At 67.0% G+C, this 23827-nt stretch carries 23 protein-coding genes, 1 tRNA gene and 1 pseudogene; 11 read left to right on the top strand and 14 right to left on the bottom strand.

The annotated features are described in order from the left end of the window. Together WA965_RS13335 and WA965_RS13330 are read left to right on the top strand one after the other, a co-directional pair. A partial coding sequence (locus tag WA965_RS13335) for an aldehyde dehydrogenase family protein (protein WP_526447613.1) occupies window positions 1-515 on the top strand: 515 nt, incomplete at its 5' end. A gap of 24 nt (window positions 516-539) precedes the next feature. Continuing rightward, a complete protein-coding gene (locus WA965_RS13330; RefSeq protein ID WP_526297514.1) occupies window positions 540-1382 on the top strand; it encodes a sugar phosphate isomerase/epimerase family protein in 843 nt (280 codons plus the stop codon). 44 nt (window positions 1383-1426) lie between these two features. On the opposite strand, the gene WA965_RS13325 is transcribed toward WA965_RS13330, so the two are convergent. After that, complete coding sequence (locus tag WA965_RS13325; RefSeq protein ID WP_526297512.1) at window positions 1427-1897, bottom strand: hypothetical protein; 471 nt, start codon at window positions 1895-1897, stop codon at window positions 1427-1429. A gap of 134 nt (window positions 1898-2031) precedes the next feature. Between WA965_RS13325 and WA965_RS13320 the strand changes: the two genes are divergently transcribed. Then, window positions 2032-3120: a YncE family protein gene (locus WA965_RS13320; protein WP_526297510.1), complete on the top strand. Its 1089-nt coding sequence runs from the start codon at window positions 2032-2034 to the stop codon at window positions 3118-3120. A gap of 69 nt (window positions 3121-3189) precedes the next feature. On the opposite strand, the gene WA965_RS13315 is transcribed toward WA965_RS13320, so the two are convergent. Continuing rightward, complete coding sequence (locus WA965_RS13315; protein WP_526297508.1) at window positions 3190-5364, bottom strand: glutamine synthetase III family protein; 2175 nt, start codon at window positions 5362-5364, stop codon at window positions 3190-3192. Window positions 5365-5631: 267 nt separating this feature from the next. Between WA965_RS13315 and WA965_RS13310 the strand changes: the two genes are divergently transcribed. Then, a complete protein-coding gene (locus WA965_RS13310) occupies window positions 5632-7197 on the top strand; it encodes an HNH endonuclease signature motif containing protein (protein WP_526447611.1) in 1566 nt (521 codons plus the stop codon). Between the two features lie 41 nt (window positions 7198-7238). Here the strand turns inward: WA965_RS13310 and WA965_RS13305 are convergent, their stop codons facing one another. The 10 genes from WA965_RS13305 to pgm all read right to left on the bottom strand — a co-directional run bounded on the left by WA965_RS13305 (window position 7239) and on the right by pgm (window position 17334). Next, window positions 7239-8666 (bottom strand): carboxylesterase/lipase family protein, encoded by a 1428-nt coding sequence (locus tag WA965_RS13305; RefSeq protein WP_526301331.1) that lies wholly within the window; start codon window positions 8664-8666, stop codon window positions 7239-7241. Beyond that, window positions 8663-9169, bottom strand: coding sequence for a VOC family protein (locus tag WA965_RS13300; protein ID WP_526301333.1), 507 nt, complete (start codon window positions 9167-9169; stop codon window positions 8663-8665). The genes WA965_RS13305 and WA965_RS13300 overlap by 4 nt, the downstream gene beginning before the upstream one ends. Window position 9170: 1 nt before the next feature. Further along, complete coding sequence (locus WA965_RS13295; protein ID WP_526301335.1) at window positions 9171-10415, bottom strand: DUF1214 domain-containing protein; 1245 nt, start codon at window positions 10413-10415, stop codon at window positions 9171-9173. Beyond that, window positions 10415-11566, bottom strand: coding sequence for a sulfotransferase (locus tag WA965_RS13290; RefSeq protein ID WP_526301337.1), 1152 nt, complete (start codon window positions 11564-11566; stop codon window positions 10415-10417). The genes WA965_RS13295 and WA965_RS13290 overlap by 1 nt, the downstream gene beginning before the upstream one ends. Continuing rightward, on the bottom strand, window positions 11563-12687 hold the full coding sequence (locus WA965_RS13285) for an LLM class flavin-dependent oxidoreductase (protein WP_526301339.1): 1125 nt from the start codon (window positions 12685-12687) through the stop codon (window positions 11563-11565). The genes WA965_RS13290 and WA965_RS13285 overlap by 4 nt, the downstream gene beginning before the upstream one ends. A gap of 150 nt (window positions 12688-12837) precedes the next feature. Then, entirely contained in the window at window positions 12838-13557 is a 720-nt protein-coding gene (locus tag WA965_RS13280; protein ID WP_526301341.1) for a DUF4189 domain-containing protein, read from the bottom strand. 431 nt (window positions 13558-13988) lie between these two features. Then, the gene (locus WA965_RS13275) at window positions 13989-14246 is read right to left on the bottom strand and encodes a DUF3297 family protein (RefSeq protein WP_178361998.1); all 258 of its coding nucleotides are present in this window, start codon (window positions 14244-14246) and stop codon (window positions 13989-13991) included. A 32-nt stretch (window positions 14247-14278) separates the two neighbouring features. Continuing rightward, window positions 14279-14354 (bottom strand) — tRNA-Ala (locus WA965_RS13270). Window positions 14355-14410: 56 nt separating this feature from the next. Then, window positions 14411-15679 carry an MFS transporter gene (locus WA965_RS13265; RefSeq protein ID WP_526301343.1) on the bottom strand — a complete coding sequence of 423 codons (1269 nt, stop codon included), beginning with the start codon at window positions 15677-15679 and terminating at the stop codon, window positions 14411-14413. Further along, a complete protein-coding gene (pgm, locus tag WA965_RS13260) occupies window positions 15676-17334 on the bottom strand; it encodes a phosphoglucomutase (alpha-D-glucose-1,6-bisphosphate-dependent) (protein ID WP_526301345.1) in 1659 nt (552 codons plus the stop codon). The genes WA965_RS13265 and pgm overlap by 4 nt, the downstream gene beginning before the upstream one ends. Before the next feature lie 63 nt (window positions 17335-17397). Between pgm and crcB (WA965_RS13255) the strand changes: the two genes are divergently transcribed. From crcB (WA965_RS13255) to mbtM, 5 genes and pseudogenes are all read left to right on the top strand, one after another. Next, entirely contained in the window at window positions 17398-17796 is a 399-nt protein-coding gene (gene crcB / locus WA965_RS13255) for a fluoride efflux transporter CrcB (protein ID WP_526301347.1), read from the top strand. 28 nt (window positions 17797-17824) lie between these two features. Next, window positions 17825-18190 (top strand): fluoride efflux transporter CrcB, encoded by a 366-nt coding sequence (gene crcB, locus WA965_RS13250; RefSeq protein WP_526301349.1) that lies wholly within the window; start codon window positions 17825-17827, stop codon window positions 18188-18190. After that, window positions 18187-19254, top strand: a complete 1068-nt coding sequence (locus WA965_RS13245; protein ID WP_526447609.1) for a putative PII-like signaling protein — start codon at window positions 18187-18189, stop codon at window positions 19252-19254. The genes crcB (WA965_RS13250) and WA965_RS13245 overlap by 4 nt, the downstream gene beginning before the upstream one ends. Window positions 19255-19284: 30 nt before the next feature. Beyond that, window positions 19285-19572 (top strand): annotated as a pseudogene (locus tag WA965_RS13240) (acyl carrier protein); the annotation flags it as partial. After that, a complete protein-coding gene (gene mbtM, locus WA965_RS13235; protein ID WP_526301353.1) occupies window positions 19569-21155 on the top strand; it encodes a long-chain-fatty acid--ACP ligase MbtM in 1587 nt (528 codons plus the stop codon). The pseudogene WA965_RS13240 and the gene mbtM, both read left to right, overlap by 4 nt. Window positions 21156-21192: 37 nt before the next feature. On the opposite strand, the gene WA965_RS13230 is transcribed toward mbtM, so the two are convergent. Further along, the gene (locus WA965_RS13230; protein ID WP_526301355.1) at window positions 21193-21822 is read right to left on the bottom strand and encodes a GNAT family N-acetyltransferase; all 630 of its coding nucleotides are present in this window, start codon (window positions 21820-21822) and stop codon (window positions 21193-21195) included. A gap of 154 nt (window positions 21823-21976) precedes the next feature. Between WA965_RS13230 and WA965_RS13225 the strand changes: the two genes are divergently transcribed. Beyond that, complete coding sequence (locus WA965_RS13225) at window positions 21977-22924, top strand: DUF808 domain-containing protein (RefSeq protein WP_526301357.1); 948 nt, start codon at window positions 21977-21979, stop codon at window positions 22922-22924. Window positions 22925-22929: 5 nt separating this feature from the next. On the opposite strand, the gene WA965_RS13220 is transcribed toward WA965_RS13225, so the two are convergent. Continuing rightward, window positions 22930-23133 carry a hypothetical protein gene (locus tag WA965_RS13220; RefSeq protein ID WP_526301359.1) on the bottom strand — a complete coding sequence of 68 codons (204 nt, stop codon included), beginning with the start codon at window positions 23131-23133 and terminating at the stop codon, window positions 22930-22932. Between the two features lie 30 nt (window positions 23134-23163). On the opposite strand from WA965_RS13220, the gene WA965_RS13215 reads away from it, so the two are divergent. After that, window positions 23164-23589 carry a hypothetical protein gene (locus tag WA965_RS13215; RefSeq protein ID WP_526301361.1) on the top strand — a complete coding sequence of 142 codons (426 nt, stop codon included), beginning with the start codon at window positions 23164-23166 and terminating at the stop codon, window positions 23587-23589. Window positions 23590-23827 lie beyond the last annotated feature (238 nt).

Genomic DNA, 23827 nt, shown 5'->3' with positions numbered 1-23827 from the left:
TCCACCGCGACAAGGTGGCCTCCTACATCGACGCCGGCGAAGCCGACGGCGCCAAGGTCGTGGTTGACGGCCGCACCGTCCAAGCCAACGGCGGCGCTGAGGGTTTCTGGCTCGGCCCCACGCTGCTGGACAACGTCACCCCCGAGATGAGCGTCTACACCGACGAAATCTTCGGCCCCGTCCTCTCGGTCCTACGCGTCGACACCTACGACGAGGCCATGGATTTGGTGAACTCCAACCCCTACGGCAACGGCACCGCCATCTTCACCAACGACGGCGGCGCCGCCCGACGCTTCCAGAACGAAGTCCAGGTCGGCATGATCGGCATCAACGTCCCCATCCCCGTCCCCATGGCCTACTACAGCTTCGGCGGCTGGAAAGCCTCCCTGTTCGGCGACAGCCACGCCCACGGCACCGACGGCGTGCAGTTCTTCACCCGCCAAAAAGCCATCACCAGCCGCTGGCTCGACCCCAGCCACGGCGGCATCGAACTCGGATTCCCCCAAAACGCCTAGCACGCGCATCGAGAGGAGTGGCCCGTGTCCGGTCTCGTGGCCACGGCATGGACCAGCGCCGGTGACACCTCTCCGATGCACCCGCCTTCGGTGAGTTCGGTACCGATCGCCGAACGGGTCGCCGCGGTGGCGGACGCGGGCTACTGCGGCATGGGCCTGATCGCCGATGACCTCGCCGTCATCCGGGACTCCATGGGCTTCACAGGTCTGCGCGATCTGCTGGCCGATCACGGATTGATCCACGTCGAGATCGAGCTGATCGAACGCTGGTGGATCCCGAGAGGCGACGCCGGCAACAGCTATGCCGTCCGCGACCTGCTGTTCGACGCCGCCGACGTCCTCGAGCCCGCGTTCATCAAGATCGGCTCGGACAGGGGTCCCCGCACAACGCACCTGGAAACTCTGGTGGCGCCGTTGTGTGAGCTCGCCGATCAGGCTGTCGCCCATGGTACGCGGATCGCGCTCGAAACCATGCCCTTCTCGATCATCGCCACGGTGCCCATGGGAGCCGAAATCGTCGCTGCTGCCAGGCATTCCGCGGTCGGCCTACTGGTCGACGCGTGGCATGTCTTCCGCGCGGGCACCTCGCTGTCCGAGCTCGACGCCGTCCTGCAGCCACAGATGGTCTTCGGCGTGGAGCTCGATGACGCCGCACCCGAGATCGTCGGCACACTCTTCGAGGACACAGTGCAACGCAGATTGCTGTGCGGTGACGGCTGCTTCGACCTCGCCGGGTTGATCGAGGTGTTGCGCAACAACAACTTCGACGGACCATGGGGTGTGGAGATCCTGTCGGAGTCCTTCCGCGAGCTGCCGGTGGCCGAGGCACTGCAGCGGGCCGCCGACACCGCACGGAAGGTTCTCTAGCCGCAGGCCTTCGTCCGTGCTCCGGCGGAGCGCAACTCGGCCCTTCAGTCGGCCGAGGGTGTTCGGCGTCGACCGGAGCCCGGCAGGCGATCGACGAATCGGCCGAGCCGGACGACCGTGTTGTCGAGGGGATCAACGATCTGGGTCAGTCGGTGCAAAGTGGGCAGGATCGCCACGAGTTCGTCGATGCCCGTGGACAGCTTCTCGGCGTGCGTGTCGATGCCCTGCGCCGCCACGCTCAGGCCGGAGATCTCCTCGGCGATCATTCCCGCGTTGCGGTCGATGCCCGCCGCGCTGTCGCTCAGCTCAGACAGACTGTCGGCGATGATCTTGGCGGAGTGACGGAGCTCGGCGATGTCGTCGAGCGTCGAGCCGGCCCGATCTATCAGCGACGCCAACGCCCCGGCGCGGCGAGCGGTGCGGCGGGCATTGGCTTCCGCCCAGCTCAGCACTCCGACAAGTCCCGGCACCGCGTTGACGCCCACCTGCGGCACCTCGTAGCCATTCAGTTGCATGCTCCGATTGTGCGCTACATCACCCACCACGAGGAGGCCGCCACCACGCGTCGCCGCACCCGACCGTGATGTCCGAATTCTGACGGCCCGAGCCGAGTGGGTCTTGATAGCGACGGCAGGGGTAAACCCGGTACATGACTCTCAGGATGCTGCTCCTCACCCTGATCCTTGTCGTCGCCGGCTGCGGCAGCCAAGACAGCAGCTCCGATCCCCCGGAATCGTCGCCGACGGCCGCCGCAACAACACCGACCACGACGGGACTCCTGCCGTCCGGAGTGCCGACCGAGGGCAGCCGCCCACCCGCCGACGATCTGCCGCCGCCGGCCGAGCCGCAGCAGGCGCCGCCGCAGAACGGGCAGATACCGGGTCGGATCGTGCCTGTCGGTGCGTCACCTGAAGGCATCGTCGTCGACCCGGTGACCCGCACCGTCGCCGTGGCCAAACGCGACCCCGACGAACTCGTCCTGATCAACGCGGACACCGGCGAGATCACCGGACGTACCGCTCTGCCGGGCTTCGTCCGTCACCTGCAACTCGCCGCACCTGGCGGCCCGGTGCTGGTCCCGGTGGAAAGTGCCGATGCGCTGGTGCGAGTGGAACTGCCGGGCGGAGGCTCGGAATCACAGATCCTCACAGGAACTTTTCCCCATGACGCTTCACAAGCCCCCAACGGCACCGTGTTCGTCGCCAACGAACTGGGTGGCACCGTCTCCGCAGTCCGTGGTGAGGAGATCGTCAAGGTATTCACCGACAGCGTGCAGCCGGCGGGCCTGGCTCCGGTCGGCTCGGCGATGGGACTGATCGACGTCCGAAAGAACGACCTGACCATCTATGACAGCGACGACCTGACCATCGTCGGCGCGACGCCGGCCGGTGAGGGTCCGACGCACCTCGTCGCCGACAGGCATGGCCGGATGATCGCCACCGACACCCGCGGCGACGCCATCAGGGTCTTCGACACCGAGCCGCGTCAGATCGCTGAAATCGCGCAGGCTGGAGGGCCTTACGGCATCACCTACGACCCCACCAGGGACCGGCTCTGGGTGGCTTCGTCGGGGATCAACGAAGTCATCGGGTACGACATGACCGACCCGATGCCTCGTGAGGTCCAGCGGATCCCGACCGTGCAGAACCCCTACACCGTGGGCGTGGACGCGACGACGGGGCGGCTGTTCATCGCCGGCGTGACCGGCGGCGTCGTGCAGATCGTCGACCCGGACTGACGCTCACGCCGCGGTCGCCGACCGCGAGCGTGCGCATGTGTACACAACACGCACGCTCGCGGGACTGCGTCAGAGGATGTAGAGCATCTCCTGGTAGGTCGGCAGCGGCCACAGGTCGTCGGCGACAACACCTTCCAGCGTGTCGGCCGCCTCACGCACTGCCTCCATCAACGGCAGCAAACTCTGCGCGTGGGCAGCTTCCTCGCCCGCCGAGTCGCCACCGTGCACACCCATCGCCGTCTTGAGCGCCGACAGCGCCGCCGTCAGGTCTGCGATCGGCGCGGACACCGTCGACAGCAGCGTCATGTCCGGCTCCAGGCCGGCCGCCTTCAACGTCGCCACGTTCTGAGCCAGCTCGGTCTGGTAGCGGACCGCCGCAGGCAGAACCACGGTGGACCCCACCTCCAGCGTCAGCTTGGCCTCGACGGCCACCGTCAACGCGTACATCTCGTAGCGGACCTCGACGCGGCTCTCCAGCTCGCGCGCGCTGAAGACGCCGTACTTCTCGAACACCTCGACCGCTTCGGGCTTCACCAGCTCCGGGATGCAGTCGATGGTGGTCTTGAGGTTCGGCAGGCCGCGTTCGGCTGCTTCGATCTGCCAGTTCTCCGAGTAACCGTCTCCGTTGAACACCACGGCGCCGTGCTCGGTGATGATCTCGGTGAGCAGCTTCTGCACGGCCATGTCGAAGTCGTCGCCGTCGCCGACGGCCTTTTCCAGCACCGTGGCCATGTAGTCGAGCGAATCGGCCATGATCGTGTTCAGGATGATCATCGGCACGTTGATGGTCTGCCCGGATCCCGGCGCGCGGAACTCGAAGCGATTGCCGGTGAACGCGAACGGGCTGGTCCGGTTGCGGTCGCCCGGGTCGGTCGGCAGCACCGGAAGTGTGTCGACACCGATCATCATGCTGCCCTTGCCCTTGGACGACGTCGCAGCACCCTTGGCGATCTGCTCGAACACGTCGGCGAGCTGGTCGCCGAGGAAGATCGAGATGATGGCCGGCGGGGCCTCGTTGGCGCCGAGCCGGTGGTCGTTGGTGGCCGAGGCCACCGACACCCGCAGCAGACCGGAGAACTTGTGCACGGCGCGGATGACGGCCGCGCAGAAGACCAGGAACTGGGCGTTCTCGTGCGGGGTGTCACCGGGCACCAGAAGGCTGCCGAACTGCGCGTTGCCGAGCGAGAAGTTGACGTGCTTGCCCGATCCGTTGACTCCCGCGAACGGCTTCTCGTGGAACAGACATTCCATGCCGTGCTTCTTGGCGATGGTCTTGAACGTGGTCATCAGCAGTTGCTGATGGTCGGCGGCGATGTTGGCGCGCTCGAACATCGGGGCGATCTCGAACTGCCCGGGGGCGACCTCGTTGTGCCGGGTCTTGGCCGGGATGCCGAGCTTGAACAGCTCACGCTCGGTGTCCATCATGAAGGCCAGCACCCGGTCGGGGATGGCGCCGAAGTAGTGGTCGTCGAACTCCTGGCCCTTGGGCGGCTTGCAGCCGAACAGGGTGCGGCCGGCGTTGATCAGATCCGGACGGGCCAGGAAGAAGTGCCGGTCGACCAGGAAGTACTCCTGCTCGGGACCGCAGAACGACACGATATTGTCAAAATCCTTGTGGCCGAACAACTTCAGAATGCGCTCCGCCTGAGCGCCCATGGCCTGCTGGCTGCGCAGCAGCGGCGTCTTGTAGTCCAGCGCCTCACCGGTCATCGAGACGAACACCGTCGGGATGCACAGCGTATTGCCGTTCGGGTTCTCCAGGATGTACGCCGGGCTGGTGACATCCCAGCCGGTGTAGCCGCGGGCCTCGAAGGTGCTGCGCAGGCCGCCGGAGGGGAAGCTCGAGGCATCGGGCTCACCCTGGATCAGGGTCTTGCCGGCGAATTCGGCGAGCGTGGTGCCGTCCCCGACCGGATCGAGGAAGCTGTCGTGCTTCTCAGCGGTCAGTCCCGTCATCGGGTAGAAGACGTGCGCGTAGTGGGTGGCACCCTTCGACAGCGCCCAGTCCTTCATCACGGAGGCGACCGAGTCGGCGATCGCCGGGTCCAGCTTGGCGCCCTTCTCCATCGTCGCGACCATGGACTTGTAGACCGACTTGGGCAGCCGCAGCCGCATCTCGGCCAGCGTGAAGACGTTGGCACCGAAGATCTCGCCGGGGGCCTCGCCTGGATCGAAACTGATGGGGGGAGGCACATACGCCTCGACGCTGTTGATCGCCTGGAGGCGTACTGAATTTCCGCTCAATGGAGTTCCTATCACTGCTGGTGTCCGCGGATTTCTTGACGGACATTGACCGGCCCACAGTAGGGAGGCCGCGTTCCGGGACTGTTACGTCCGCGTCAACGCGGTGATTCAGCTGGTCGGGGTGCGTCTTCACGAATTCGCGCGCGCTCCGGCCGAACCGCGGATCGCCGCTGACGCAGGACCTCCCGCCGCCAGCCCGATTCTCCGTAAACCATTGCGTCACTGTGGTTTCAGGAGCCACATCCAGGCGAATTTGTCGGTGGTCGAATGTATGTTCGAAGTATGTCCGGGGTGGCCGCACAGGAAGCGATGAGCGCATTGCTGACTGCGTACGACGCGGTGGCCGACTGTGATCTCGGCGCCCTGACCGCGTCAGGGCTTCTGGATTTCATGGACGGACTCGAAACTCTGACCTGTCAGCTGCCCACTCAGTCCCACCGCGCTCTGGCCAGGCTGCAGGCTGAGACCACGCCGCAGAAACTCGGCGCCAAGTCATGGAAAGACGTGCTGGCGATCCGGTGGCGCATCACGACGAGCGAGGCCCACCGCCGACTCAACGAAGCCGCCGAGATGGGGCCGCGACAAGCGTTGACCGGCGAGCCGTTGTCACCGCTGCTTCCCGCAGTGGCTGCCGCGCGGGCCGGCGGGCTGATCAACGGCGAACACGTCACGGTGCTCCGCAAGGCGATCAAGGCCCTGCCGGCATGGGTCGACGCAACCACCCGTGGGCAGTTCGAAGTCGATTTGGTGCGCGTCGCGGTCGGGGTCGGACCGAAGGAACTCAAGGAGACCGCCGCGCTGCGGTTGTTCCTGCTCGATCAGGACGGCCCCGAACCTGATGACACCGAACGCGCCCGCACCCGCGGCCTCTCGGCAGGTAAACAACAACGCAACGGGAACATCCCGGTACGCGGGGAGTTGACCCCCGAGGCGTGGGCGACTCTGGAGGCGATCTTCGCCAAATACGCCGCCCCCGGAATGTGCAACCCCGACGATGCCGAACCGTGCACCTCGGGCACACCGAGCCAGGCCCAGATCGACAACGATCACCGCAGCCTGGCTCAACGCCAGCACGACGCGCTGGTGGTGGTCGGGCGGATCGCGTTGATGAGCGGCCTGGGCGACCTCAACGGGCTTCCGGTGTCGATCATCATCCGCACCACCCTCCAAGACCTCGAGAGCAGAGCCGGGGTCGGTGTCACCGGCGGCGGCACCATCATGCCCATCAAAGATGTGATCCGCCTCGGCGCCCACGCCCACCACAGCCTCGCCGTCTTCGACCGCGCCACCGGCTCCGCCCTGGACCTGTTCCGCACCAAACGCATCGCCTCGCCGGCCCAACGGCTCATGCTCGCAGCGCGCGACGGCGGCTGCACCAAACCCGGCTGCACCGTCGGCATCTACGGCACCCAGGTCCACCACGCCGCCGCCGACTGGAACGACGGCGGCAACACCAACATCGACGACCTCGGCCTGGCATGTGGACCCGACAACAGAATGGTCGGCCCCAACGGCTGGACCACCTCCATGAACGACCGCCACGAAGTTGAATGGACACCACCAGCGGGACTGGACACCGGCCAAACCCGGATCAACTACTACCACCGACCCGAAGCCTTGCTGCGGCCGCCTGAAGAGCCGGAACCTGAGTGCCCCGAATCGCGCCACCTCGAGTCGGCCGAACCCGATTCGCCCGACCCCGCATCGGTCGCCCCGGAAAAGCTCGACCCCGAGCCGATCACCCCCGGACCGCTCGACCCCCAACCGATCGACCACCCCAGCGAACCCGGCGAACCCGGCGGACCCGCACCACCCGACAACCAAGCGGCCTGAGCGCTGCGAGCTTTCGCAGCCCGCGCGGTTTACCTCACCGCCTACCCGTAGGCGGGGTAACGGTTCTCCCAGATCGCGAGTTGCTCTGCGCGGTGGTCCCGTGCGACTCCGGTCTCTGGACCGAGCAGCATCGTGGACCCGCCGACGCCGTCGTAGGGTTCCCAGGGCTCTCCCCCACGAACGAATTCCAGCCACAGATCCTGAACTACGTCTGACATGTGGCGCGCCCCCTCATCGTCACCAGCCAGCACAGGTGCAGCGTGCAGGTTGCCGAAGAGCAGGGGCAGGCACGAATCGTGACATGCGCCCAATCCGGCACGCGAAGAGGGCCATTGCAATTCGTAGCGGAATACCGCGTTGCCACGCTCGGCGTGTGCCCGGACGAATTGCTCTGTCGGCGCGGTGAAGTGGTAGTCGCTGACCATCGCGCTAGCGACGTCACGAAGCGTGTGGTGGTTCGCGCGATAGGTCGCCACCACTGCGTCGGCGTCGTGACCATCACCAGCCAGTGCGTGCGCCCTGTCCCGCACGTACTGATCGGTGAAGACGCCCTCATCCAGCGCCGCGTCGAAGATCCGCCACTCGTCGCGCGTCGTCCCGGCGAGGACGGGGATCGCCCGCATGGCGCGAGTCCGCGCGACCACCAACGGATGCTCCTCGATGACGTCGCCGTCGATGCAGGGATGGAACGGGCCCTGCGGCGGCACGAATCCGGTGTCGATTCGGCGCTGCGCGGCAAGGATTTCCGCGACACCCGGGTCCCGCGGGACGGCAGACATGACTTGCTCGGCCACCGCCGACACGGCCGCCGTCGACCGGACGCGCTCCAAGCCGCCGCTCTGCAGAATCGCACGGTCGAAGAGGTCACACCCTCCGGCGAGCAAGGCCGATATTGCGATCGCGCCGGAGGACTGGCCCGCCACCGTGATGGCGCCGGGGTCGCCGCCGAACGCGCCGATCTGCTCGCGCACCCACTGCAGCGCGTGCCTCTGGTCGCGCAGCGTCAGGTTGGTGGAGTCGGCTCCGTGCCAGTCGGGCGCATAGAGCGCACCCAGCGCGCCGAGCCGGAAGTTCATCGTCACCACCACGATGTCGCCACGCCGGGCCAGTCGCGAACCGTCGAGGAGCGGAGCGGATCCGTAGCCCTGGGTCTGCCCGCCGCCGTGCAGGAAGACCAGCACGGGCCGGCGGTTGTCGTCGGCCGCAGGCGTCCAGATGTTGAGTGTGAGACAGTCCTCGCTCATGGTGAGGCCGCGCTTGGCCAGCCGCTCGGGCGAGATGTCCTGCGGTGCGATCGCTCCGAAGGCGTTGGCCGCACGCACTCCCGTCCAACCCTGCATGGATTGCGGTGGACGCCAACGACGCTCACCCGTCGGCGCGGCCGCGTACGGGACACCGCGAAATGCGACGACATCTCCTGTTGCGTCACCCCGCAGCGCTCCGTACGAGGTGTGCGCGACGGCGATCACGGCCGCTCGGTCAGGGGGTATTCGCGCGCCATCTCACCGTCGAGCACCCGGGTCATGAAGTCGCGGCCCTTGAAGCTCACCACCTCCACACGAAGACCGCTGTGCGGGTCCCGTAGGAACGCGACGCCGGCACCCGTGCGCTCCAATTCCCAACCGTCGTCCTGCAGTCGCGCCACGTCGTCGCGCCAGCGCTGAGCGTAGTAACCGACGTGGTGCATACCGCCGATCTTCGGTTCAGCGAAGATCGAGTCAGCGTCAGCGACCACCTCGATGAGCTCGAGGTACGGCGGACCGGAAGTGGAGAACGCGATGCGGACGGTCTGGTCGTCAGCGGATCCGTCCGGACGGACGAAGCCACTACGCATCTCGAAAGGTGGCGCCCACGTGATCTGCATGGCGCCGGCGAGCGTCCGCATGGCCGGCAACAGGTCGGGCACGAGGTGGCCCAGGTGGTAAACGTTGTCGAACGCCGACGCGGCGAGCGTCTCGAGTTTCGGGTCCATGTCAGATCCTGTACCTGCGGCGGATGGCGTCGAAGCGTGCGTGCAGTTGGGCGGCCCGCTGCTCGGGGGTGACGTGCTGGGTGTCGGCCGGCAGCACGGTGTCCAGCTCGGCTGCGCTGACGACGGTGGTGCTGACCTCGGGCAGTTGGCGACTGCCGATGACGCGCATCGTCAGGTAGCCCTCGCTGAAACGTTGGGTGTCGATCCAGTTGTGCACACCGGGGTCGTTGTGCGCCAACACCATTCGAATACGGCCATCGGAGTCGATCGCCGATCTGTTCGGCGTGTAGCTCACCGGCCGATACAGGTAATCCATGCTGTTCCAGAACGCGCCCATGTTGGTCAGCATCCAGAACTCCCCGCCGTCGGCGAACTCGAAGATCAGCACGTCGTCCGGCTCCAGACACCAGGGCATGGTGACGATGAGCCGGCCGCGGCGGGCGTCACGTTGCTCCGCCGTACCGGCGAAGCGCGCACCGGGAAACACGTTGGGCTCGGGTTCGCCGAACAACGAGCCGATCTGCAGTTCGCGATCCGGCCAGTCCGTCATCACCCCGGTGAGGAAGTCTCCGGCCCACTGCATCGACGCGACGAGATCCTGCGGTGTCGGCACCGGACGTGGCTCATCCATGTCGACACGCTCGATGCTGAACTGCGCCGAGCGCTCGCCCCAGGAGTCGAAACCCTGCCGCATGAACAGTTTTCGTGAGCCCGCAGTGGTGGGCAGCCAATTCGGTCCTCGCCGCGCGCCACCGACGTAGAGGACGAAGCTGCCGTCGGGGTCGGTAGCCAGGTCGTCGCCGGTGATGTTCGCCTCGGGGGTGTCGCCGAAGGGTTCGTGCAGGTTGGGGTGATCGGCGCCGTAGTACACATCCTTCTCGGGACGCGGTCCTTGGACGGTGAAGTTGAGGAACCGCGCTGTGCCCCGGTCGCCCGCGATCCGGTACGTCGAGGCGCCGTCGATCCACGCCTGCAGATAAACGAAGTCGGCGTTGTCACCGCCGAGCTTGCGGCTCGGCCCGCAGAACGGGTGGATCACCGGATAGCGGGTGTTCTTGGTCTCCAGAGCCAGGTCGTAGGCTTGCCCGAGATTCTGCGTCAGGTAGCGGAACGCGTCGGCGCGCTGCAGGGCATTCGCCGGCGAGGTGTCTTTGAAGGCGAGATCGCCTGCTGCCTTGAGCCTTTCGCAGAAATGGTGCCACGCCCCGCGCAACGCCTCGTCGTCTGCGCTGTCACCGAACGCCATCAGCGCCTCGTTTCGATGTCGATGCCGAATCGCTCGCGATAGGCGGCGAATTCGTTGTGCAGCTGCTCTACGGGAACCGGCAGGATGTCGGTGGAGTACGTGAACTTGCCGTACCGATCGCTGCGGTTGGTGACGAGGTAATCGCGCATCGCCTTCTCGGCTTCGCCAGTGAACGGAAGTTCGGCGAAGTCGTAGAACCCGCCGATCGTCGCTACCGGGTCCGCGACGAAGTCACGGTAGCGGACGTGGTGGATGCGCGGGTCGTCGACGAGCGGGTCGGTCAGGTAGGCGTGGAAGTTCGCCCGCGACCCCGCGATCGTGTCTTCGGCGTACCGAGTCCAATCCAGCGTTCCGGCCAGGCTCTCGTTGATCTGCCCGAAGGCCACGATCTGCGAGGCGAGCACCTGGACGGGGTCGCGGTGTACCCAGACGATCCGGGCGTCGGGATAGGTATCGAAGAGCGCCCCCAGGCGTCGACCGTGAAACCCTTTGAGCACCCACCGCTTCGGCGGTCGGGTGTATTGGATGTGCTGCAGCATCATGCGGTGCAGGGCGTACTGCGCGTGATGGTCCTGCGGAAAGTTCTGGATGATCAACGGAACCCGCCACCACGCGCTCGGGTTCGTCGCGCGGAAGTCGAAGGCCCACGTGCGTTCACACTCGGGCAGCCCGGCGCCGAGGAGATCGTTGTAGGGGTGGCTGACGATCCACGGTGGGATGCGCTCGAGGATCTCGCGCCAGTCGGCGTCGGCCTGTGCCCGCCGCGGGTCGTCGACGACCGCCGGGCCGGGTGGTGGGGAGGGGTACATGACCTCCCAGAACCGCAGTGCGCGTGAACATTCGTCCTCCGCGAGCAGCGCATGCAGCAGCGTCGTCCCCGACCGCGGCTCTCCGGTGGCGAACAGCGGTGCCGTGATCCGTTCTGAAGCCAGCGGCAGGCGTGCGTGATCGGCCACGAAGTACAGGCGACTCGCCAGCAGTCCGGAGATCGTGTGTGCGGCGGCCCGCGAACCTGTGTCGTCCAGTTCCGCGCTGTTGAGGCGGTCGACGACGAGTGCTACGCGCGCGGGCAGGGTGTCATCACCGAAGTCGGTGAGCCCCGTCGACTCCTGCGCATCGGCGATGAGGACGTTCCCGTCCAGGATTGTCATGGCGTGCTTCCGGTGAGCTGCAGCAGTGCGTCCTCGACCTCACGAACTTTGTGTGCCGACTCGCCCGCGTAGGCCTGCCCGGCCATTCCGCTGTAGTCGAGCACCGACACGACCCGGGCACCCGCCTCGCCGAATTCGGCGATCTGCGCGGCGACCTGCTTCGGTGTCCCGTGCGGAACAACAGACAGGACCGCGGCGGGGTCGACCTGCTCGAAGAGCCGGAGCAGTCTGTCCCGGCTCAACACCCGCGGGTCGATGTCCTGGATGCCGCGCCAGTGCTCCCCCATCGGATGACGGTGACCGGTGGCTGCCAGTGCGTCGGCCGTCAGTTGCAGCACCAGCGACTTCACCAGCGGAGCCTGCATGACATCGCGCAGTTCGTCGGGCTCGCCGATGAGGCAGACCACCATCTTCGCCGGCGTGATCGCCTGCGGATCGCGGCCGGCCTGTTCGGCCGCCTCCCGGATAGCCGCCAGCTGAGTGGCGTAAGTCTCTGGCCCGGCACTGCCCGTCGGCCACCACCCGTCGCCGAGTTCACCGACCAGCCGCAGCATGCGGGGGCCGTTAGCCCCGATCCAGATTGGTGGTGGGCCGGTGTGGTGTAGCTCGGCGTCCAACCGGGCGTGCTCCAGCGTGAAGAACTGCCCGGCGAAGTCGATCGGCCCGTCGGTGGTCCAGAGCAGCCGGATCAGCCGCAGCGCCTCGGCGAACCGGCTCACCGTGCCCTCGTGGTCGAAGCCGTACGGAGCCAGGTTCTCGCGCTCGCCGGCACCGAGTCCCAGGATGAAGCGGCCGTCGGAGAGGTGGCTCAGGGTCAGTGCCGACTGCGCCAGCATCACCGGGTGGCGACGGACGGTGTCGAGAACGCTCGTGGCGAGCTGCGTGCGCGTGGTGCGAGCCGCGACCGCGCCGGCGAGGGTGAGAGCGTCCAGGTAGCGGTGCGGCGACGGCGACACCTCCGCGAGGTCGGTGAACTCCGGCGTCCAGATCGAGTCCGGCCAGAAGCTGACGAGGTGATCGGGCAGCCACAGGGAGTGGTAGCGGCCCTGATCGAGGACATCCAACCGGCTGAGGTCGAGCGGCAGAGTGGTCCGGAAGAACGAGGCCAGCTCCAAGGGCATGCAGCGCAAGCTACCCGAGGGCGGCAGCTAAGTCAGCAGAATGCTGTGCATCTGCTCAGCACAGTCCGTTGAGGCGATCACCGCAACAGCCGAAAACCGCCCGGTCCGTCGTGAACGGTCCGGGCGGTTTCGTTGCCGCAACGGTCGGGCTCAGAAATATGTCGTTGTCGCCGTGCTGGTTCCGTTGTCACAGGCGATGGTGACGTTCCAGTTCCTGAACCGCGGAACCGCCGGGACGATCCGCAGGTCGTACTGGGAGTTCGCGGGCAAGGCGAATGCCCGGTTGAAGTTGTCCGCCGTGTACGTGCACTGCGACGACACCCCACTGCGATCCGTGATGTGCGCGACCAGGCCACCCAAAACGGTGTCGAAGGACACCGTCGGACCCAGCTTCGGCGCCGGCGGCGGTGGCGGATCATTCGGCGGCGGCGGTGGGGTGTTGCCATTCGAGCACCCCGACACGATCACCTTCGCACCTGTCTGGTTCTGCAGCTTGGCCAAGGCGCTACTCGAGGCGGCGGCAATCGTCGAGCCTGTTGCCCCTTCCCTTTCGCCGTAGTCATTGGAGGCGGCCGCCGCGCACTGGTTTGTGGCGATGACCACGGTGACGCAGTGACCGGCACCGTTGTTGGAACAGTTCGTCAGCGCCCCCTGGGCAGCCTGGTCCTGGTTGCCCCCGATCGACGAACCGCCTGCCATCGTGACGGGCGGATTCTCGTTGACATATCCGAGCGCCAACGCGATGTACTGATCGGCAGCCTGCGCCGATGCGGGCGTGAGTAGGCCGACGGCGGCCGTACCCGCAGCCACCAAGATGGCGGCCGCGGTGCGGCCTTGCCAGCTCACACGGTTCGTGGAAGTGGTGTTCATGATTGCTCCTGTGAGGTTGTCGCTGCCCTGGGTCGGGCGCGTGTTGGTCGTTCGGCCGTTCACTGCGGGTCTGTATGTGGTCTGCCGAGCTTTCGGCCGTCTCCGGTTTTTCCCGCTGCAGCAATAGTCGTGCGCCGCAAGCGGCTGCGTAATCGCCGGGAAGCCAGAACACGACGCCAAAAAGCCAGGGTTTCCTGTCCGCCAGGCAAGGCCGACGGCGTGCTGCGCTGACTGCAGGATCGTCGCGGTGGGGGCCTGACCTCTAGTTGCGTGTGGGTCAGACAGAATCAGGACAAATCATCAGCACAAATCGCCCCTCTAGCGCCCACCACAGCGAACAAAAATCCGCTCCGACCTATGGCCGAAGCGGATTGTCGAGAGTGGAGCTACCGACGGGCACAACCCCTGAGCCGACGTTCGGTCGTCACGCGCTATTTCGCTGGACGGAAATAAGGTTCAACCGTGCCGCTGAGCTTGACGACCATCGGGTTTCCGCGACGATCCTTGGCGGTGGGAACCTCAACACGCACCCAGCCTTCGGCCACGTCGTATTCGAGAACATTGGTCTTCTCGGCGCCGTTGAAGCGGATACCCACATCGCGGCGGAGCACCTCTTCGCTGTAGAAAGGGCTGCTCGGATCGATGGAGAGGTGGTTCGGTGGAACGTCGGTGACCTGATCCTCAGACATGATGGCTTTCGTCGAATGCGGCGTGCGTTTCGTGGTGGAGCTAAGGGGATTCGAACCCCTGACCCCCACACTGCCAGTGTGGTGCGCTACCAACTGCGCCATAGCCCCTAGATGTTGTGCTCATCGAAGTTACACCACCCGCGGGGGCCGTTCAAAATCGCAGGTCACGGCACTTCTCCGCCGGCTTCCGGGCCCAGCGGACGGACCTGCGTGTGCTCGGTGTCGGTCCGCGGCCGGGTTTCCGGGGCGAAGATCCAGCCCACCGCCGCGATGCCGAGGATCAGGCCACTGACCAGGAACGCCCACCCGAACGAGGTGTACTGGGCAATGAGCCCCACCAGCAGCGATCCGCCGATCGAACCGAAGTCCGCCATCATCTGGAAGGTGGCGACCGCCGACCCGCCCCGCGACTTGTTGCCCAGCACGTCGGCGACGGCGGCTTGCTGCGGTGAGATGAAGATGCCGGTCGCCGCACCGGCGATGACGGCAGCGGCCAGGAACACCGGCAGCGAAGTGGTGAAGCCCACCAACGCGGTCGACACCGCGGCCAGTGCCAGACCGAAGATCATCAACTTGCGCCGCCCCAGGCGGTCCGACAGGTATCCACTGGGGATGACGACCGAGATGTTTCCGACCGCGAAGGCGGTCAACGCGAGACCGGCCGCGCCGGGTCCGCCGCCGAGCACCTCCACGACGAACAGCGGCACCAACGCTATTCGCAGACCGAACGACGCCCACCCTGTCGCGAAGTTCGAGAACAGCGCGGCTCGATAGGCCCGGTGCTTGAAGACCGTCCGGAAGGGGACCGGCGGCGTCACCTCCTCATCAGCCTGGGCGACCACCGCGGAATTGCGCAGGCTGACAAAAACGACGGTCGCGGCGACCAGTAACGCAGCGCCGTAAATCAGGAACGGTGCCGACAGGCCGAACCCGACGGTCAGGCTCCCCAGGATGGGTCCGCCCACCGAGCCGAACATGAACCCCGACGAGAACAGCCCGGCGACGCGGCCACGAGCATCGGGCGGGGAGATCCGGATCATCAACCCCAGTGACGACACCGTGAACATCGCCGACCCGACTCCGCCCAGGGAGCGGAAAAACAGCAGTTGCCAATAGGTTTCAGCGAACGCGCACGCCGCGGTCGACAGCGCGACGATGACGAGACCGCTGATGTAGACCTTCCGCTCCCCCAGGCGCTGGACCATCCAGCCCGCCGGCGGCGCCCCCACCAGACGCATCACGGCGAAGGCGGTGATGACGAACGTCGCGGCACTGATGCTGACCCCGAAGTGGCGCGCGTACTGCGGCAGCACCGGCGCCACCACCCCGTAGCCCAGCGCCACGACGACGTTGGCGACTACCAGGACCCAGACTTCACGGGGAAGTCGGCGTTTGGTCTTGTCCTGACACTCGCCCTCCGGGCGCGAACTCAAGCGATGACCTTGTTCACCACTTCACGTGCAGCGTCCTGCACCTCCGCGAGATGCTCGGCACCGCGGAATGATTCGGCGTAGATCTTGTACACGTCCTCGGTTCCCGACGGACGCGCAGCGAACCACGCGTTCTCCGTCGTGACCTTCAGTCCACCCAGCGGGGCACCGTTGCCGGGCGCGGTCGTCAACTTCGCGGTGATCGGCTCACCGGCCAACTCGGTTGCGGTGACCTCCTCGGGCGACAGCTTGCCCAGACGTGCCTTCTGCTCACGGTTGGCGGGCGCGTCGATCCGCGCATACGTCGGCGCACCGTATTTGTCGGCCAGCGCCGCATACCGCTGCGACGGCGTCGATCCTGTCACCGCCAGGATCTCCGAGGCCAACAGCGCAAGGATGATGCCGTCCTTGTCGGTGGTCCACACCGATCCGTCACGACGCAGGAAGGACGCCCCGGCGCTCTCCTCGCCGCCGAAACCGATGGTCCCGCCGATCAATCCGTCAACGAACCACTTGAAGCCCACCGGAACCTCGACGAGCTTGCGGCCCAGACCGGCCACCACCCGGTCGATGATCGACGAACTCACCGCCGTCTTGCCGACTGCGATCGAGGCGGGCCAGTCCGGACGGTTGGAGTACAGGTAGTCGATCGCCACGGCGAGGTAGTGGTTCGGGTTCATCAGACCGCCGTCGGGGGTGACGATGCCGTGCCGGTCGGAGTCCGGGTCGTTGCCGGTGGCGATCTGGTAGTTCCCGATCCCGCCGATGAGTGAGGCCATGGCGTTCGGGGAACTGCAGTCCATCCGGATCTTGCCGTCGGTGTCGAGCGTCATGAAGCGCCAGGTCGCGTCCACGAGTGGGTTGACGACGGTCAACTCCAGGTTGTGGCGTTCGGCGATGGCACCCCAGTAGTCGACGCTGGCACCGCCGAGTGGGTCCGCGCCGATCCGGATGCCCTGCGCGCTGATCGCGTGCATGTCGATGATGTTGGGCAGGTCCGCGACGTAGGCGTCGAGGTAGTCGTGGTGCTGCGCGGTGCTCAGCGCCTTGGCCAGCGGCACTCGTTTGACCGCCTTGAGGCCGTCGCGCAGGATCTCGTTGGCCCGGGCGGCGATGACGCCGGTCGCGTCGCTGTCGGCAGGCCCGCCGTTGGGCGGGTTGTACTTGAACCCGCCGTCGCGGGGCGGGTTGTGCGACGGCGTGACGACGATCCCGTCGGCGAGGTCACCCGCACGCGAGGAGGATGAACGACCATTGTCGCGGCCCCGGTTGAACGACAGGATGGCGTGGCTGACCGCAGGCGTCGGCGTGAACCGGTCCGCCGAATCGATCATCGCGACAACGTCGTTGGCCGCCAGCACCTCCAGCGCCGAGACCCACGCCGGCTCGGAGAGCGCATGGGTGTCGCGGCCGATGAACAGCGGTCCGGTGGTGCCCTGCGCGCGGCGGTACTCGACGATCGCTTGCGTTGTCGCCAGGATGTGGGCCTCGTTGAAGGCCGCGTCCAGGCTCGATCCGCGGTGCCCCGAGGTGCCGAACACCACCTGTTGATCGACGTTGTCCGGATCGGGGGCAACGGTGTAGTACGCCGTCACCACCGCGGCCACGTCGATGAGGTCCTCGGGTTGCGCCAACTGACCGGCACGGGGATTCGCCATGGGGTTGATTCTGCTACGTCGGCGGCGCGCAAAGAACCCACCCGGGTGTGCATACTTTCCGGCATGGCCTTCGACCGGCGGGAACTCGCCGCGGTATTCGTCGGCGGGGCGTTGGGAGCGGTGTCCCGCGCCGCTTTCGAGACGCTGGCCGCCCCTGATCCCGGGCGGTGGCCGTGGCCCACGTTCGTGGTGAACATCGTCGGCGCGTTCCTTCTCGGGTACTTCACCACCCGACTGCTGGAGCGACTGCCTCTGTCCAGCTACCGCCGGCCGTTGCTGGGCACAGGATTGTGCGGCGGCCTGACGACGTTCTCGACGATGCAGGTCGAGACCATCTCGATGATCGAGCACGGGCACTACGGGTTGGCGGTGGGCTATACGGCGGGCAGCATCACCGCGGGCCTCATCGCTGTCTACATCGCCACGATGCTGGTCCGGCGGGTCCGGGTGGGGCGGCGATGAGTGCTCGCGCGAAGAGCAGAGGGCAGCGATGAGCGTCCTGGTCTGGAGCGGCGTCCTGCTTCTCGGCGGGGTGGGCGCGGTAGCCCGCTTTCTGGTCGACCGGACAGTGGCCCGTCGCACCGCGGGCTCGTTCCCGTTCGGCACCCTGGTGGTCAACCTCAGCGGCGCACTCGTGCTCGGCTTCCTCACCGGCCTCGCGCTCCCGCCGGATGTGGCCCTGCTGGCCGGCACAGCACTGATCGGCTCGTACACGACGTTCTCCACCTGGATGCTGGAGACCCAGCGACTCGGCGAGGAACGTCAGGCCAGATTCGCAGCGGCCAACATCTTTGTCAGTGTGGCGCTCGGTCTGGTGGCGGCGTCCACCGGCATGTGGTTCGGGAAATCGCTGTGACCGACAACTGTCTGAAGTTGACCGCCTACTTCGGCGAGCGGCAGCGCACCGACGGGCACTTCCTCGCCGAACGACTGCTGGCGCTGTACGGCCGGGAACAGGTGGCCACCAGCATCATGCTGCGCGGTTCCGCCGGCTTCGGACCGCGTCATCAACTGCGCACCGACAGCTCCCTGAGCCTGTCCGAGGATCCCCCCGTGGCGGTCGCGGCGGTTGATACCCGCGCCAAGATCGAAGGACTGGTCGACGCGGTGGTGGATCTGACGCCGCGTGGTCTCGTCACGGTGGAACGAGCGCATCTGATCGACAGCGACGTCGCACCCCGCGTCGGCAGCGACGCGGTCAAACTGACGATCTACGTCGGCCGCCAGGAACGTGTGCAGCGCTCACCGGCCTACCTCGCCGTCTGCGATCTGTTGTTCCGACACGGACTCGACGGGGCGTCGGCGTTCCTGGGTGTGGACGGCACCGCCCACGGAACCCGCCGGCGCGCCCGATTCTTCGGACGCAACGTCGATGTGCCGATGATGATCATCGCGGCCGGCGACGCCGATCACGTCGGGCGTGCGGTGTCCGAACTCGACGGCCTGCTGCGCCGTCCGCTCATGACGATCGAGCGTGTTCGGGTGTGCAAACGCGACGGCGTCGTCCTCGCTCGCCCCGACACGCTGCCCGGCGCCGACGACCGGGGCCGCCTCCTTCACCAGAAGCTGATGATCTACACCTCCGAGGACTCCCTCGTCGACGGGGTGCCTGTTCACCGCGCGCTGATCCGGCGGCTACGCGAGACGCAGAATGCCAGCGGCGCAACAGCATTGCGCGGAATGTGGGGATTTCACGGGAGTCGGCCGCCGCACGGCGACCGGCTTCTGCAACTCACCCGACGGGTGCCGGTCACCACGATCATCGTCGACACCCCGGCCAGCATCGCGCGCAGTTTCGACGTCGTCGACGAGGTGACGAGCCGGCACGGCCTGGTGACCAGCGAGATGGTGCCGGCGTTGGCGTCCATCGACACCGGGACCCCGCGGCCGCGCATCGAATTGGCGGACTGGGCATACTGAGCAGCAAAGCGAGGTAAGCGTAGCCTACCTTTACCTCCCGGTGTAATCTCCCACCGCATGGAGACGTCTAGCCCGGAAGCCGTCAGCGCGGCCGTCGAGGAGATCCTGCGCGATGACCTCAAAGTCGATATCAGCCGCGTGACGCGCGACTCGCGCCTCATCGACGATGTGGGCCTGGACTCGGTGGCGTTCGCGATCGGCATGGTGGCCATCGAGGACAAGATCGGCGTGACGTTGTCCGAAGTGGATCTGCTGACCTGTGACACGGTGGGCGATCTGGAGGACGCCATCCTGGCGAAGGCGCCGGCCGGCCGATGAACGCGCTCGCGACCGCGATGTCGCAGACCATGACGACGGCCACGACGGACCTCGTGCTGCTCGACCGCGCGGGCACCCAGTGGACCCGGCATCCGTGGCAAGAGGTCCATGCCCGGGCGGAGAACATCGCTCAGCGCATCGTCGACGGCCCCGCCGGTGCCGTCGGCCTGGTGGGTGAACCCACGGTGGAGTTGATCGCGGCGATTCAGGGGACGTGGCTGGCGGGCCGTTCGCTGTCGATCCTTCCCGGCCCCGTCCGTGGCGCGGACGACCGGCAGTGGGCCTGCGCCACTGCCGAGCGGTTCGCGGGCATCGGCGTCACCCAGGTCTTCAGCCTCGACAACTATCTGAACCTGTTGCGCGACAATGCAACAGGTCTCACAATCCACGACGTCGTCGACGCCGGCCACCCCCGACGGTCGTCGACGTTCGAACAGCAGACCACGCCCGACGGCACCGCGGCGGTCCTCCAGGGCACCGCAGGATCCACCGGAACCCCGCGCACCGCCCTGCTGTCACCCGAGGCCGTGATGAACAACGTCAGGGGGTTGGTGGCGCACGCCGACGTCCGCACCGGCCACGACGTGGGGTGCACGTGGCTGCCGCTCTACCACGACATGGGCCTGACATTCCTGCTGACCGGCCTGCTCGCCGGCGGCGAGATGTGGCTGGCCCCTACCGCGGCCTTCGCCGCCTCACCGTTCCGCTGGCTCAGTTGGCTCTCGGAGAGTCGCGCAAGCATCACCGCCGCACCTAATTTCGCGTACTCGGTGCTCGGCAAATACGCTCGCCGGGTACCCGAGGTCGACCTCGGCAGCCTGCGCTACGCGATCAACGGCGGCGAGCCGATCGACTGTGCGGGCTTCGATCTGTTCCTGACCGAGATGGCGCGCTTCGGGCTCGATCGGCGAGCTGCCGCCCCGTCCTACGGGCTGGCCGAATCGACCTGCGCCGTCACCGCACCGACCCCGCACACCGGGTTGCTGTTCGACGAGATCATCGACCCGGCAACCGATTCGGTCACGCGACACGCCCTGCTCGGTACGCCGATCCCCGGCATGGAATTGCGGATCACCCCGACCGAACACGCCGAGCCCTCGCGCGCAGCGAGCACCGAGATCGGCGAAGTCGAGATCCGCGGCACGTCGATGACGACGGGCTACCTCGGCCAGGATCCGCTGGTTCCCGGCGACTGGTTTCCCACCGGGGATCTGGGCTATCTGACCGACGCCGGACTGGTGGTGTGCGGACGGATCAAAGAGCTCATCACGGTCGCGGGGCGCAATCTGTTCCCCAGTGAGATCGAGCGGGTCGCCGCTCAGGTGCGTGGGGTGCGGGAAGGCGCTGTGGTCGCGGTGAGCACCGACGGGGACTCGGCCCGGCAGGGCCTCGTCATCGCCGCGGAGTTCCGTGGCCCCGACGAGGCCGGGGCGCGAAGCGATGTGGTCCAGCGGGTGGCGTCACAGTGCGGCGTGGTGCCCGCCGAGGTGGTGTTCCTGACTCCCGGATCGCTGCCCCGCACGTCGTCGGGCAAGCTTCGCCGGCTCGAGGTCAAGCAGAACCTGGTTGCGGTCCGCGCGTGATCACATCCGTCCCGCGCGCCGTTGTCCGGCGACCCGACTAGCGGGCCGTCGGGGCGTCGGCCGCGGTGCGGGGCAGCGCGTAGAGCGCCATCCTGCGATTGGCCATCTCGTGCTCGCCGAGGAACGTGCAACCGGCGAACTCACACACCCTGCGGGCGCCGGTGTTGCGGTGGTCGGGGTCGAACATGATTCGGCGACAACGGGGTTCGACTTCGAAGAGACTGGCGACCACCTTCGGCAGCAACAGCGGCATCAGACCACGATTGAGTAGCTTGAGGTCGGCCACCGCTGCATGAAGACCGAGGTCGTGGGGGTCCGCCTGGTAACGCGGAGCAATGGAATCCTTTGCGGCCCGGTATATCTCGATGTAAGCCACATCCCGGCCGCGGAAGCTGCCGATGAACGGCCGGGAGTACTCACCGTCGATCTGGGCTTGCAGGTAGCGCTGCCACCGCTTCGCCGGCCAGGGGTATTCCCAGGCCTTCACCAGGTGCGGGCGATTCATCCACTCCGACACCATCTCCGCGTCGGCGGCCGGGTCGACGAGGCGGAGCGCGTACGGTTCGCCGATCTGCGGGGTGGGCGGCCCCGGCACCGCCGCAACGTCGTCAGGTACCGAAGTGAGCTCGCGCGGGAGGACAGTCGGGGCCTCGTCGATGTCGGTCATTTGTCCGACGAGCCTACCCGAGGAGGTAAGGGCAGGGTTACCTACTGCTGTTCGCCGTCCCGGTCAGGATCCTGTGGAACCTGCGCCACGCGCCACCCGGGCCCCGTGCGGGTAACCTTCCGTCCATGACCGCAGCTGCGATCACGGTGACGCCATGAGCGCAGGTCTGTTCGCGCTCCTCGACGACGTCGCGGTGCTGGCGCGCCTTGCCGCAGCCTCCGTCGACGACATCGGCGCAGCCGCCGGGCGGGCGACCGCGAAGGCGGCCGGGGTGGTCATCGACGACACCGCCGTCACGCCGCAATACGTCCACGGCCTTGCCGCCGAACGCGAACTGCCGATCGTCAAGCGCATCGCGATCGGATCGCTGCGCAACAAGATCCTCTTCATCCTGCCCGCCGCGTTGCTGCTCAGTCAGTTCGTGCCGTGGCTGCTCACCCCGATCCTGATGCTCGGCGCCACCTACCTCTGCTTCGAGGGCGCCGAGAAGGTCTGGGGCAAGCTCCGCGGACACGAGGGACACGGCGCACCCGTCGCCACCGTCGGGCCCGACGCAGAGCGCCTGATGGTCACCGGCGCCATCCGCACCGACTTCATCCTGTCGGCCGAGATCATGGTGATCGCTCTCAACGAGGTGGCGGACCAGTCGTTTGTGCCGCGCCTGATCATCCTGCTGGTGGTCGCCGTGGTGATCACGCTGGTGGTGTACGGCGTCGTCGGCGGCATCGTGAAGATGGACGACATCGGCCTGAGCCTCACCCAGCGGTCATCGCAGTTCGCCCAGAAGGTCGGCCGCGGTCTGGTCGCCGGCATGCCCAAGCTGCTGGCCGCGCTGTCGGTCGTCGGCACGGTGGCGATGCTGTGGGTCGGTGGACACATCCTGCTGGTCGGTACCGACGAACTCGGATGGCACGCACCGTATGGGCTCGTCCATCACGTCGAGGGGTTTGTCGACCACATCGCAGGGGTCGGCGGCGTATTGGCCTGGCTGATCAACACGGCAGCCTCGGCGGTCATCGGGCTTGTTGTCGGTCTCGTGGTCGTCGCGGTCGTGCACGTGCTGCCGTTCGGCCGCAAGGACAAGCACACCGCCGACGCCTGACCGGGTCAGAGGTGCTGGTCGCCGCTGCCGTTGCGGTCGCCGACGAATGCCAGCAGGCTGGCATCACGACTGGTGAATCGCCCCATCTCCTCGCCGCCGTCACAGCGAAGCAGCGCTACCGTCACTGTGTCGGCGGTACGTCCGATCACCTGCCACAGAGCTCCGGAGTCTTCCCAACGCTGCAGTTCGGCGACACGATCGACGTCCACTTCTCAACGATGCCACCGTAGGCTCCAGCTGTGCATCCCGGCTCCGCTGTCGCCGCCGCCGCACTGTTCCTCTGGCTGGGAATGGTCCTTGCCATCTCGTTCGTCGAAGCGCCGTTGAAGTTCCGCGCCCCAGGCGTCACCCTGCCGATCGGGCTGGGTATCGGCCGGTTGGTCTTTCGCGCTCTGAACCTCTGCGAAGGGGTGCTGGCGATCGTCATCGCCCTCGCGTTCGTGGTGTCGCGGCCCTCTCCTGGCGCCGCGGCCGCGGCGGCCACCGCCGCCACAGCGCTGCTTGTCCAGGTGCTGGCGGTTCGGCCCGCTCTGGGCCGGCGCTCCGACGCGGTGCTCGCCGGGGCGGAAGGGCCGCGGTCCCGGGCGCACCTCTGGTACGTCGGCCTGGAAGTGGTCAAGGTCGTCGCGCTGATCACCGCGGGTGCGCTGCTGCTGTCGGCGTGACGCGTTTTGGGTCGGCACCGCTCGGGTACCTGCCGGGGACACCCGAGAGTCAGGTTTTGAATGAAATCGCATGTGCGAACCACGGTCGCCCTGTTCGGCGGTGCCACGCTGCTCACCTTCGCCGTCGGCTGCGGCAGCAGTGACAGCGGCGAGTCGACCACCACGACGACGCCCACCACCAGCGAGACCACCACCACGACCACGACGACGCCGCCGTCCACGACACCGGTGGCGCCGA

Source organism: Mycobacterium sp. (genome assembly GCF_049683935.1).
In the GTDB taxonomy this organism is placed as follows: Bacteria; Actinomycetota; Actinomycetes; order Mycobacteriales; family Mycobacteriaceae; genus Mycobacterium.
Note: the sequence above shows the minus strand (reverse complement) of the source record. Positions and strands in the feature narration are given on the sequence as shown.